This window comes from Streptomyces sp. NRRL F-525 (assembly GCF_000716605.1).
Classification (GTDB): domain Bacteria; phylum Actinomycetota; class Actinomycetes; order Streptomycetales; family Streptomycetaceae; genus Streptomyces.
The window spans coordinates 78,807-89,715 of the sequence record NZ_JNXE01000046.1 but is presented as its reverse complement, the minus strand read 5'-3'; the positions used below and the strand labels follow the sequence as shown (position 1 = coordinate 89,715).

Annotated in this window: 13 protein-coding genes; 6 read left to right on the top strand and 7 right to left on the bottom strand. The window is 70.4% G+C overall.

Annotated features, from left to right (window positions below; all coding sequences use genetic code 11):
- Positions 1-9 precede the first annotated feature (9 nt).
- On the bottom strand, positions 10-1,425 hold the full coding sequence (locus OO69_RS42340) for a GH39 family glycosyl hydrolase (protein ID WP_033286294.1): 1,416 nt from the start codon (positions 1,423-1,425) through the stop codon (positions 10-12).
- Positions 1,426-1,675: 250 nt separating this feature from the next.
- On the opposite strand from OO69_RS42340, the gene OO69_RS42335 reads away from it, so the two are divergent.
- Positions 1,676-2,770, top strand: a complete 1,095-nt coding sequence (locus OO69_RS42335) for a DUF5925 domain-containing protein (RefSeq protein ID WP_033286293.1) — start codon at positions 1,676-1,678, stop codon at positions 2,768-2,770.
- A 12-nt stretch (positions 2,771-2,782) separates the two neighbouring features.
- Here OO69_RS42335 and OO69_RS42330 read toward each other — a convergent pair whose 3' ends face one another.
- On the bottom strand, positions 2,783-3,151 hold the full coding sequence (locus OO69_RS42330) for a GntR family transcriptional regulator (protein ID WP_033286292.1): 369 nt from the start codon (positions 3,149-3,151) through the stop codon (positions 2,783-2,785).
- Between the two features lie 111 nt (positions 3,152-3,262).
- Between OO69_RS42330 and OO69_RS42325 the strand changes: the two genes are divergently transcribed.
- Together OO69_RS42325 and OO69_RS42320 are read left to right on the top strand one after the other, a co-directional pair.
- The gene (locus OO69_RS42325; RefSeq protein ID WP_033286291.1) at positions 3,263-4,192 is read left to right on the top strand and encodes a GNAT family N-acetyltransferase; all 930 of its coding nucleotides are present in this window, start codon (positions 3,263-3,265) and stop codon (positions 4,190-4,192) included.
- Positions 4,173-4,673, top strand: a complete 501-nt coding sequence (locus OO69_RS42320; protein ID WP_033286290.1) for a DUF402 domain-containing protein — start codon at positions 4,173-4,175, stop codon at positions 4,671-4,673. Before OO69_RS42325 ends, OO69_RS42320 begins: the two co-directional genes overlap by 20 nt.
- Positions 4,674-4,689: 16 nt before the next feature.
- On the opposite strand, the gene OO69_RS42315 is transcribed toward OO69_RS42320, so the two are convergent.
- Complete coding sequence (locus tag OO69_RS42315; protein ID WP_033286289.1) at positions 4,690-5,298, bottom strand: class I SAM-dependent methyltransferase; 609 nt, start codon at positions 5,296-5,298, stop codon at positions 4,690-4,692.
- A gap of 134 nt (positions 5,299-5,432) precedes the next feature.
- Between OO69_RS42315 and OO69_RS53645 the strand changes: the two genes are divergently transcribed.
- Positions 5,433-5,567 (top strand): hypothetical protein, encoded by a 135-nt coding sequence (locus OO69_RS53645; RefSeq protein ID WP_106971207.1) that lies wholly within the window; start codon positions 5,433-5,435, stop codon positions 5,565-5,567.
- A gap of 20 nt (positions 5,568-5,587) precedes the next feature.
- Here OO69_RS53645 and OO69_RS42310 read toward each other — a convergent pair whose 3' ends face one another.
- Complete coding sequence (locus OO69_RS42310) at positions 5,588-6,040, bottom strand: GNAT family N-acetyltransferase (protein ID WP_033286288.1); 453 nt, start codon at positions 6,038-6,040, stop codon at positions 5,588-5,590.
- 207 nt (positions 6,041-6,247) lie between these two features.
- Between OO69_RS42310 and OO69_RS42305 the strand changes: the two genes are divergently transcribed.
- Complete coding sequence (locus OO69_RS42305; protein WP_033286287.1) at positions 6,248-7,282, top strand: lytic polysaccharide monooxygenase auxiliary activity family 9 protein; 1,035 nt, start codon at positions 6,248-6,250, stop codon at positions 7,280-7,282.
- 69 nt (positions 7,283-7,351) lie between these two features.
- Here OO69_RS42305 and OO69_RS42300 read toward each other — a convergent pair whose 3' ends face one another.
- Both OO69_RS42300 and OO69_RS42295 read right to left on the bottom strand, forming a co-directional pair.
- The gene (locus tag OO69_RS42300; protein ID WP_033286286.1) at positions 7,352-8,212 is read right to left on the bottom strand and encodes an esterase/lipase family protein; all 861 of its coding nucleotides are present in this window, start codon (positions 8,210-8,212) and stop codon (positions 7,352-7,354) included.
- A 146-nt stretch (positions 8,213-8,358) separates the two neighbouring features.
- Positions 8,359-8,802 carry a MarR family winged helix-turn-helix transcriptional regulator gene (locus OO69_RS42295; RefSeq protein ID WP_033286285.1) on the bottom strand — a complete coding sequence of 148 codons (444 nt, stop codon included), beginning with the start codon at positions 8,800-8,802 and terminating at the stop codon, positions 8,359-8,361.
- 95 nt (positions 8,803-8,897) lie between these two features.
- On the opposite strand from OO69_RS42295, the gene OO69_RS42290 reads away from it, so the two are divergent.
- Positions 8,898-9,272, top strand: coding sequence for a cupin domain-containing protein (locus OO69_RS42290; RefSeq protein WP_033286326.1), 375 nt, complete (start codon positions 8,898-8,900; stop codon positions 9,270-9,272).
- 21 nt (positions 9,273-9,293) lie between these two features.
- Here the strand turns inward: OO69_RS42290 and OO69_RS42285 are convergent, their stop codons facing one another.
- The gene (locus OO69_RS42285) at positions 9,294-10,811 is read right to left on the bottom strand and encodes an MFS transporter (protein ID WP_033286284.1); all 1,518 of its coding nucleotides are present in this window, start codon (positions 10,809-10,811) and stop codon (positions 9,294-9,296) included.
- Between the last annotated feature and the right edge of the window lie 98 nt (positions 10,812-10,909).

The window sequence follows — 10,909 nt, the reverse complement described above, 5'->3', positions numbered from 1 at the left end:
TCAAGTGGCTTATCGGGTAAGCCACTTGACCCCGTAGGCCGCCATGTCGAACTGCTTGCCGTCGACGTTCGCGCTGATCTGCCGGTCCAGGGTGTTCACGACCAGGATCGTCTTGTCGGTGGCGAGGACCCGTACGTTCGGCACGTCGTCGGCGGCGACCGGCACGGTCTCGTACTTCGCGCCGGGCCCGAAGGCCGCGTCGAAGCGGGACACCAGGTCGTACATGGGGAGTTGTTGCCCGCCGTCGGAGCTGTCGGTCGGGGTCCACAGGCAGCCCGGGCAGTCCGTGCCCTTCTCCTCCTCCGGGTTCCAGTAGAAGCCGGAGCTGGCGCCGCCCTTGGCCAGGGCGATCATGCCGGTGGCCTGGACGGCGACGCGGTGGGTCTCGGACCAGCCCTTGCGGTCGTCGTTGCCGTCGGCGGGCTCGACGTAGTACTCGGCCCACCAGAGCGGGAGATCGTGCGTCTGTTGCCGCACCCACTCGCTCACGGCGGTGAGTTTGTCGGTGGCCCCGAACTCGTCCGGCAGCAGGTCGTCGTCGTTGGTGTAGCTGGAGCCGTCGACGACCACGAAGTCCGCGCCGGCCTTGTGCTCGTTCCAGTAGTCGAAGGCGTCGATGATCCGCTGGTCCATCGCGCCCCAACTGCCCTTGAACGTACTGGAGGCGTTCGCGTCACGCGGGTCCACGCTGTCCATCACCAGATACGGACCGCCGACCATGATCTTCGGGTTGACCTTCTTCAGCGCCTTGTAGACCAGGTTGTACAGCCGGGTGTAACCCTCGTAGTCCCAGCGCTGCTTGGCGTCGTTCCAGAAGCCCTTGAACTCGTTCCACACGATGAAGTGGGTGACGTCCGGGTACCGCTTGGCGACGGTCGCGGCGAGCGCCGCGTAGTCCGCGTAGTGGTCGGGCTTCGGTGCCGTCTCCAGCGAGGCCTGGCTCCAATCGGTGTTGCCCACACCGGACTTGCCGCCCTTCATCCAGTCCGGCGAGCAGCACAGCGTGATGACCGGGGTGCCGCCGGACTTGCGCATGAAGTCGATACGGCGGTCCAGGGCGCCGAAGTCGTAACGCCCCTTCACCGGCTCGGGGTTGTCGGCGCCCCAGCCCATGATGGCCTGGTCCTGCGGGAGTTGGGACTTCGCCAGCAGCCCCTCGACGCGCTCGGTCGCGGCGCCGCTGCCCTCGTCGGCGCTGTACTGGGTGTGGGTGAAGCCCCAGCCGACCTCGGGCCGGCCCTGGTCGGGCGGGGTCGCCGGGATGCCGTGCACCTTGTCGCCGTCGCGTGAGGTGCCGGTGGTGCTTCCGCCGCCGGGAAGCGTGTTGATCAGGGTCACGATCAGCGCCAGTGCGGCGACACCCACGCCGAGCAGCGCGGTGAGCCGCCACCGCAGTGCCCCCGAATTCCACCCATGACGTCCCATCAAGGGCAACAGTAACGGCGGGGGGAGCAGGTGGGGCAGATCCGTACGCGCACAGGCTTGTAACAGGTCGGGGGCGTAACGGCGTGAGCCGTGCCCCAAAGGGGCGCGGGGAACTGCGCGACCAGCCACGACGGCGCCGCAGCCGAACGACGGCCCCTCGCCGCTTTTCCAGCGGAGCGGTTCGCCGACACTCGGGGGCGCACTGCGGAAAGCGGGTGCACACGGCGTCCCTGTGCCGGATCATGGCCCCATGTCCGCTAACCCACACGACGCTCTGCCGATCCGGCTCAACGTCGACGACTCCGACTCCCCGTCCGACGTCGTCGACGCGCTGTTCCTCGGCCGCTTCGCGACGGGCGAGCAGCCGTACTCGCACGCGGCGAACATCGACCGCGTCCGGACCGGGGCGACCCTGCTCCCACCGGGCGCCCGCGTGCTGCGCGCCGCCCGCGACGACGACCGCAGCGCGACCCTCGCCGAGGGCGACGGCTGGACCCTGCTGATCTCCCGCTGGAACCGCGGCGCCGACGTCACGGTGACGGCGACCAGCGAGGAGCTCGCCGAGAAGGTCCTCGACCAGTCGACCGACGGCGCGGCGGACGAACCCGAACCGCAGCCGGAGAACGTGACGATGGGGTTCTGGTACGTCTCCCCCAGGCGCGGCCCGCACCGGACGACCCGGCAGATCTCGGCGGGCACGTGGGACGAGGTGCGTCCCAACTACACGCGTCCGGTGGCCGATGCGATGGACACCCTGATGAAGACGACCCCGGAGGACATCGCGGGCCGGCTCCTGTTGCTGCACGGCCCGCCGGGCACCGGCAAGACCTCGGCGCTGCGCACGCTGGCCCGTTCCTGGCGCGACTGGTGCCAGGTGGACTGCGTACTGGACCCGGAGCGGCTGTTCAGCGACGTCGGTTACCTCATGGACATCGCGATCGGCGAGGACGACACGACGGGCAAGGGCCGCTGGCGGCTCCTCCTGCTGGAGGACTGCGACGAGTTGATCCGCGGCGAGGCGAAGCACACGGCGGGCCAGGCGCTGTCCCGGCTCCTGAACCTCACCGACGGCCTCCTCGGCCAGGGCCGCAACGTCCTGGTCGGCGTCACCACCAACGAGGACCTGGAGCGCCTCCACCCCGCCGTCGTCCGCCCCGGCCGCTGCCTCGCCCGCATCGAGGTCGGCCCCCTCACCCGCAAGGAGTCGGTCGACTGGCTCGGCACGGAGGAGGGAGTGGGCCGCGAGGGCGCGACCCTGGCGGAGCTGTACGCCCTGCGCCGGGGCACCCAGCCGACCTCGGTACCGGACCAACGGGAGGGCGCGGACGCGGGGTTGTATCTGTAGACCCCGGTCCCGCTACGCCTCGTAGGCCGCCCGCAGCGCATCCCGTACGGCGGCCAGCGCGTCGGACTCCGAGAGCCCGAGCCGCCGTACCCGCTCGCCGTAGGCCTGCGCTGCGGTCGCCGCCTCCCGCTCCGCCGCCGAGCCCGCGGCCGCGACGAACGTCCCGTTGCGGCCGCGCGTCTCGATCACGCCGTCCGTCTCCAGCGCCCGGTACGCCTTGGCGACGGTGTTCGCGGCGAGACCGAGCGACTCGGCCAGCCCTCGGACGGTGGGCAGCTTGTAGCCGACCGGCAGTGCTCCGGAGCGGGCCCGCTCCGAGATCTGGGCGCGGATCTGCTCGTAGGGGGCGGCGCTGTCATCGATGTGGATCTTCAAGGTCACGGCCCGATTGTCCCGCACCCGCCGGAGAACGCGCCCGCCGGAAATGCGGCGAAGGCACCCGCCGGAAAATAGGAGGCACTCCGGCGCGGCTCCGCCGTAGCGTGCGGCCCCATGACCGTGATCGCACGCGACCTGCGTCCCGATGTCCGGGCCGACCTGGACGGCTTCGTCGAGGTACGCCGACTCGCCCTCCCCTACATGCTGTTCACCCCGGAGTCCGTCGCCCACGACATCGCCCACGCCCAGCCGGAGGCCGCGCTGCGCAGGCTGGTCGCGGAGGAGGACGGCGAGATCATCGGCACGGCCCAGGCGGGCATCGCCTACGACAGCCCGGAACCCGACCGGGGCTTCGTCAACGTGTACGTGCACCCGGAGCGCACCCACCGGGGCGCGGGCTCGCTCCTGGCGCGCGCCGCCGAGGAGCACCTGGCAGCCCAGGGCGCGACCAGGCTCTACGCCTGGGTCCTGGACGAACCGGCCAACCGCGCCTTCGCCGAACGCCTCGGCTATACAGCGAGCCGTTCCGCGTACTTCCTCCGTCTGGACCTGGCGCACGGCACCCTGCCCTCGCTCCAGGATCCGCCGCCGGACGTGGAGATCCGCCCGGGCTCGGACTTCGCCGGGGACCCGCGCCCCCTGTTCGAGCTGGACGCGGAGACGATGGCCGACGAACCCAGCGACATCGGCGTCGAGTTCACGGACTACCAGGCCTGGCTGGACGGCACCTGGCAACACCCTTTGTTCAGCCAGGAGTTGACGTCCGTGGCCCTCGTCGACGGACGCCCCGCGGCTTTCAGCGCCGCCCGCACGGACGACGACGGCCGCTACGGCACGGTGATGACCGGCACCGCCCGCGCCCACCGCGGCCGCGGCCTCGCCAAGCTCGCCAAGAACGACTCCCTGCACCGGGCCCGCGCCGCCGGATACACGGAGGCGTTCACCGGCAACGACACGGGCAACGGCCCGATGCTCTCGATCAACAAGTGGTTCGGCTACGAGGCCTGCGCCACGGAGGTGCGCTATGTCCGCGAACTCGTCTGACCCCGCACGCCAGTTGGACGTCGTCCTCGTCAAGGCGGGCCGAACGAAGATCCGTTACACGGCGGAACTCCTCTTCGACGACGGCACCCACCTCGCCGTCCGCGCCCCCTGGGCCGGTGACGGCGTCCGCGACTTCGGCTTCGTGCGCTTCGAGCGCGGTGACGTCTTCACCGAGTACTACTGGCGGGACCGCTGGTATGCCGTGAAGGAAGTCCGGGACGGCGCAGGGCAGTTGAAGGGCTGGTACTGCGACATCACCCGCCCCGCCACGCTCTCCGGCGCCGAACTCGTCGTAGAGGATCTCGATCTGGACCTGTGGATCTCCGCCGACGGGACGGACGTCCGGCGCCTGGACGAGGACGAGTTCGAGGAGAGCGGGCTGGCCGCGTCGGACCCCGCAGCCGCGGCGGCGGCCGTGGCTGCGCTCGACGAGCTGGAGAGGCTGGCCAGTGAGGGCGGGTTCGACGCGCTGGTGGCGTGACGGCGGGCGGGCTCGCTCAGGGGATGGCGGGGATGGCCACCACCGCGTACCGCTCGTCGGCCACGTCCTTCCCCCACAGCAGCAGGTCGTCCGACAGCCGCTCCAGGTGCACGTATCCGGCCAGGGGCGCCAGGAGCTCGGTGAGGCGGTCGGCGGGTATGCCGGCCGGGTTGACCGTGCCCCACACGCCCTCGATCAGCACGAGCCGGCCGCCGGGACGCAGCAGCCCGCGCCAGTGCCGCAGGACCCGGCCGGGGTCGGGCAGCGTCCACAGCACATGCCGTACGAGGACGACGTCGAAGCGCTGCTCGCCGACCGGGGGCGCGGCCGCGTCACCGACCAGGAACGCCGCGTCACGGCCGGCCAGCTTCGCGCGGGCCAGGTCCACCATCGCCGGGGAGAGGTCGACGCCGGTGACGTGGTGCCCCTGCTCGGACGCGAGGAGCGACAGGCTGCCGGTGCCGCAGCCGAGGTCGAGGATGTCGGCGGCGCTGTCGGGCAGCCAGCCGCGCAGCCGGTCGGCCCAGGCCCGCCGGATCTCCGGGTCGCGCAGCCCGTGATCAGGCTCTTCGTCGAAGGCGGCCGCCTCCGCGTCCCAGTCGAAGTTCGCTACAGGTTCACTCATGCGCCAAGGGTGACACCCGCCACTGACAGTCCGATCGTGACAGCCGCCACAGACAGACCCGCGCCGATGAGTCACCCTCCCGGAAACGGTCTACCCCGTGAGAACACGACCCGGGTGGACACAAGGAGGCAGCCATGCGCCGCGTGACCGTGCAGAAGCCCCTGAAGAAGTCGGACACCCGCCGGGTACGGGACGAGACCGACGAGCGCCCCGCCGAGCGCCCCGAGGTCCGAAAGGACATCGCCCGCACGTGGTGGCCGGACGGCTGACCCCGGTCGGCCCCCCCTGGTCAGCCCGGCCGCTTCCGGTAGTGGACGCGGTCGTACGGCCCATCCACGCGCCGCTCCACGACCTCGTACCCGAACCTCGGGTAGATCTCCTGGTTCTCCCACATCAGCGCGTTCGTGTAGAGCCTGACCTCCGGCAGACCGAGCGCACGCGCGCGTGCCTCCACGAACTCCAGCAGCCGCCGTCCCACCCCCGTGCCGTGCGCGTCGGGGTGGACGGCGATGCTGTCGAGGAACAGGTGATCGCCGCGCTCCTCGATCACCACCAGCCCGATCACGGGCTCCCCCGTCACGAACACCCGCCCCGCGACCACATTCGCCATGTGGTCCGCCTCCATGGGCTGCGGCACCACACCGATGCGCGGAATGTAGTGCCGGTACGCCATATCGGTCACGGCCTTCACGGCCGGCACATCGGCGACGACGGCGACACGAACCCCGTCCGCTCCACTCATCCGCGACACCTCTCCGGACTCATGGGGACCGTCCCTGCCTGAGCCCTCAGTTAGCCCTGCCTTAACACGACCATAAGGATCTCCCTCTCCCGTCTCCAGCAGGCGATTTCGCGGTTTCCAGGGGCTAGCTTCTGATCACCCCCACGGGATCCGTCCCCCGCGATCCGTCCCCGCGCCGAGCACCGTCCGAGGAGTTGGAGTTCCCCCATGCCCGCACGCCGCAAGGTCGCCGCTGTCGCCGTCCTCGGGATGACCCCGCTCGCCCTGACCGCGCTCGCCGCGGCGCCCGCGGCGGCGCACGGTTCGATGGGCGACCCGGTCAGCCGGGTCGCACAGTGCTACGCGGAGGGGCCGGAGAGCCCGAAGTCGGACGCGTGCAGGGCGGCGGTCGCGGCCGGTGGCACGCAGGCGCTCTACGACTGGAACGGCATCCGGATCGGCGACGCGAACGGGCAGCACCAGACGCTGATCCCGGACGGCAAGCTGTGCAGCGCGAACAACGAGGAGTTCAAGGGCCTCGACCTGGCCCGCGCCGACTGGCCGGCGACGAGCGTGAGCAGCGGCTCGTACACCTTCAAGTACCGCGTGACCGCCCCGCACAAGGGCACCTTCAAGGTGTACATCACCAAGTCCGGCTACGACCCCGCCCAGCCGCTCGCCTGGGCGGACCTGGACCTGGACCACCCGGTCGCGACGTCCACCGACCCGGTCGCCTCGAACGGCTTCTACACCTTCTCCGGCACCCTCCCGCAACGCTCGGGCAAGCAGCTCCTGTACGCGATCTGGCAGCGCTCGGACAGCCCGGAGGCGTTCTACTCCTGCTCGGACGTCAGCTTCGGCGGGAGCGGTGACGGAAGCGGCACGGGGGCCAACGGCGGTGGTGCGACGGGCAGTTCGAAGCCCACCCCCGCCGCTCCCACGACTCCCGCGCCCACCGCCTCCGCCCCTTCCAGCCAGCAGATCGCGGCCGGTGCCGACAAGTCGACCGTCGACCACAACGGCCACGGGGACGCAGACGCGAGCACCTCGGCGGAGCCGGTCGCCGCGACAGAGCAGGCCTCCGACACGGCCAACGAACCGCAGGCGGCGGGGAGTTCGGCGAACCTCGCCGAGACCGGCGCCAACAACAGCTCGCCGTATCTCATCGTGGGCGGCGCGGCCTCCCTGGCCCTCGGCGCGGCGGCCCTGTTCGCCTCGGTCCGCCGCCGCGCGACCAACGGCGGTGGACGGCACGGCCGTTAGTACGGCCCGTGCAGGGGGCGGGGTCTGTCCGGCGGCTCAGGTCGGACAGACCCCACGGTGTGCCTACGGTCAACTCAGCGCCGACAGACAGGTGGTGGCGGTGGCGTGCGCGGGGTCGAGGGCGTTGGCGACCTCGTGGAAGGCGATCCGGTCGGTGAGCCCGAGCAGGGCGTGCTCGGACAGGTCCACTGAACACAGGTTCTGGATCAGCACGTTGTGTACGTCGGACCCGCTCAGGAACTGACTCGTGTAGGGGGTGACGACCTCGTCGTACTTGGTGGCGATGACGGTGTAGTGGACGCCGGGGACGGTGTCGCCGCCCGCGTTCAGCTTGGCGAGGAAGGCCGAGCCGGCGACCTGGTCGGCGAGGCCGGGAGCGGCCGAGGAGATCACGTCCTCGGCGCCGGGGAAGTACGGCAGGAGTTTGGTGAGGCCGTCCAGGGTGGTGCCGTGGTTGTCGGGCGCGATGCCGACGAAGGTGTCCACCTTGGCGGCGCCGCCGAGGAACTTCAGGTAGTAGCGGGGCATCATCCCGCCCTGCGAGTGCCCGACCAGGTCGACCTTGGCTGCGCCGGTCGCGGCGAGCACCTTGTCGACGTAGACCTGGAGTTGGGCCGCCGACTGGTCGATGGGACCGAGGCCGTATACGAGGGGGACGCCGGGGAGTTGGCCGTAGTCGAGGGAGAAGACGCAGTAGCCGCGGACTTCCAGGTACGGCGCGAGGGTCAGCCAGTTGTCGGTGGCGTTGGCGAAGGTGCCGTGCACGAGGACGACGGGGTCGGGGTGGGCGGCGGAGGGCCGACAACTATAGTCGTTCCAGCCACTGCTGGGGGCGCTCGCCGCGTGCGCGGCGGTGACGGGAACGGCGGCGACCGCGGCGGTCAGGAGCAGCGCGGTCAGGGGTCTGAGCAGTCGTTTCCAGGGCAGCATCGTGTGATCTCCTTGCGGCTCAAGGGAGTTGCGACGGCCTTACGCCCTGTGATCCGGATCACAAGAATGCTGTTCACTCGTCAAGTTACGAGCGAGTAGGTGAAGTGTGAAGTTACGCGTCAGTAAAAACTTCCAGTGATAACCAGTCACCAGGTGGGCCTGATGGGACCGTAGGGCGCAATACGCCGCAAACGGTCACACAACACGCGCACTTCACCCTCCCCCAGCAGTTCGACCCAGGGCTGCACGGCCTCCAGCGCCGCTTCCTCCGCGGCCCGCGTACAGGCCCACCCCAACTCGGTGAGCACGACGAGCCGGGCGCGGGCGTCATCGGGGTGCGGACGCCGCTCCGCGTACCCCTTGCGCACGAGCTCGTCGACGAGCTGACTCGCGGCCTGCTTGGTGATCCCGAGATGCGCGGCGAGGTCGGTCGCCGTCGCCCCGTCCGGCGCGAGCCGCGTGAAGGCGAAGCCGAACGCCGGGCGCCCCTCGAATCCACGGGCGACGACCCCGTCGTTGATGCGCTTCGTCAGGTCGCCCGCGGCGGCGAGCAGGGCGGCAGTCAGGGCCATGGCCTCGGAGTTCTCCACGACGGCATTGAAACACCCTTGACGAACCGGTCAAGCTGCTTGACCATGTTGGAGATATGGTCAAGCAGCTTGACTATCTATTCCTGGAGGCAGTCGTGCCCGTCGTCCACCCGTCCGACGCCGTCGTCCACGAGATCCACGGCGCCCGCTTCGTCTCGTACGCCCATCCCCGCACCGGCAGCAAGGAACTGTGCGCGTGGCGGGGCGAGATCCCCGCCGGCACCAAGGCCCCCCTGCACACCGTCAACCACGAGGAGATCCTGCACGTCCTCGAAGGCGAGCTGGTGATCACGCTCGACGGTCGTACTGAGCGGGTCGGCGCGGGCGACACGTTGATCATCAACCCGGGGGCGGCCTTCGGCGTCGAGAACCCCACCGACCGGACCGTGACCACCTGGGTCACCACGACCATCGGCCTGGAGGCGGAGCTGGCGGACGGCACGCGCATCGTCGCGCCGTGGGCCAACTGACGTACGGACAAGGGGCCTTGGTCACATGTGGACGATCGGGGCGCTCGGTTCGCCGCTCTCGGGGCGGCCCTTGCGGAACATGAGCGCGGCGATCACGGCACCGGCGACGAAGAGGGCGGCCGACCACCAGTAGGCGGTCGAGTAGCTGTGCAGCTGGGCCTGGGCCACGGTGGCCCGGGTGGGTGTCCTGCCGACGAGGTAGGCGGTCGCGGCGCTCGCGGCGAGGGTGTTGAACAGAGCGGTGCCGATGGCGCCCCCGACCTGCTGCATCGCGTTGACCGCCGCGGAGCCGACGCCCGCGTCCTCGACCCTGATCCCATGGATGGACAGGCTCATCGCGGGCGGCAGCGACAGGCCGATACCGGAACCGATCAGGAGCAGTCCGGGCAGCACACCGGTGGCGTAGCCACTGTTCAGGCCGAGTTCCGTCAGCAGGGCCAGGCCGGCGGCCGACGTCAGCAGGCCCAGGGGCACCAGGATCTTGGGGCCGATCTTCGGCAGCAGCACGCTGATGGACAGCTGGGCGACGACCATCAGACTGCCCATCATCGGCAGGAACGCGAGCCCCGTCCTGACGGGAGTGAAGCCCCGCGAGGACTGCAGGTAGTAGGTCAGGAAGAGGGAGACGCCGAAGAGCCCGGCGCTGGCGATGGCCATCACCAGGAAGGCCGCGCCCCGGGTGCGATCGGCCAGCACCCGCAGGGGCAGCAGCGGATGCGGGGCGCGGGTCTGCCACCAGGTGAAGGCGGCCAGCAGTATCACGGCGGCGATCAGGGTCGCCCAGGTCATCGGCGAGGACCAGTCGTAGGTCTCGGCGTTCGCGAAGCCGTAGACCAGACCGAAGAGGCCGGCCGAGCCCAGGACGGTGCCGGGGAGGTCGAGCTTGGGCCGTACGGCCGGGGCGCCCTTGCGCATCAGGACGAGTCCGCCGGTGAACGCGATGACGGCGAAGAGCAGGTTGACGTAGAGGGTCCAGCGCCAGTTCAGGTGCTCGGTGAGCAGTCCGCCCAGCAGCAGTCCGAAGGCGCCTCCCGCACCGCCGATGGCCCCGAAGACACCGAAGGCGCGGGCCCGGTCCTTCGCCGTGGTGAAGGTGACGTTGAGGACGGCGAGGGCGGCCGGGGCGAGCAGTGCGCCGAAGAGCCCCTGCAGGACCCGCCCGGTCACCAGCACCTCGAAGTTCGGCGCCGCACCGGCCAGCGCGGAGGAGCCGGCGAAGCCCGCGATACCGACCAGGAAGGCGATCTTCCGGCCGAAGAGGTCGGCGAGCCTGCCGCCGAGGAGCAGCAGACTGCCGAAGGCCAGGGCGTAGGCCGTGACGATCCACTGCCGGTTCCCGTCGCTGAACCCCAGGTCGCGCTGCGCGGACGGCATGGCGATGTTCACGATCGTGACATCCAGCACCACCATCAGCTGGGCGATCGCGATCACGATCAGCACCCACCAGCGGCGACGGTCGGACGCGTCGTCGACCGCGAGGGGGACCTGGGGCGGGGGCGCTGCCGTTTCCTCGGTCAGGGACTTGGGCGATGTGGACATGGGACTCTCCGGGGCAAGGGAAGAAAGCGAAACGGAGCCGTTTCGGTACGCCAGTGTACGCATATCGTGGCAGTAACTGCCACTAGGCTCCATCTGCC

Coding starts and splice junctions, on each gene's coding strand:
- OO69_RS42340 (WP_033286294.1), bottom strand. CDS start 1,425: ATGGGACGTCATGGGTGGAATTCGGGGGCACTGCGGTGGCGGCTCACC.
- OO69_RS42335 (WP_033286293.1), top strand. CDS start 1,676: ATGTCCGCTAACCCACACGACGCTCTGCCGATCCGGCTCAACGTCGAC.
- OO69_RS42325 (WP_033286291.1), top strand. CDS start 3,263: ATGACCGTGATCGCACGCGACCTGCGTCCCGATGTCCGGGCCGACCTG.
- OO69_RS42320 (WP_033286290.1), top strand. CDS start 4,173: ATGTCCGCGAACTCGTCTGACCCCGCACGCCAGTTGGACGTCGTCCTC.
- OO69_RS42315 (WP_033286289.1), bottom strand. CDS start 5,298: ATGAGTGAACCTGTAGCGAACTTCGACTGGGACGCGGAGGCGGCCGCC.
- OO69_RS53645 (WP_106971207.1), top strand. CDS start 5,433: ATGCGCCGCGTGACCGTGCAGAAGCCCCTGAAGAAGTCGGACACCCGC.
- OO69_RS42310 (WP_033286288.1), bottom strand. CDS start 6,040: ATGAGTGGAGCGGACGGGGTTCGTGTCGCCGTCGTCGCCGATGTGCCG.
- OO69_RS42305 (WP_033286287.1), top strand. CDS start 6,248: ATGCCCGCACGCCGCAAGGTCGCCGCTGTCGCCGTCCTCGGGATGACC.
- OO69_RS42300 (WP_033286286.1), bottom strand. CDS start 8,212: ATGCTGCCCTGGAAACGACTGCTCAGACCCCTGACCGCGCTGCTCCTG.
- OO69_RS42285 (WP_033286284.1), bottom strand. CDS start 10,811: ATGTCCACATCGCCCAAGTCCCTGACCGAGGAAACGGCAGCGCCCCCG.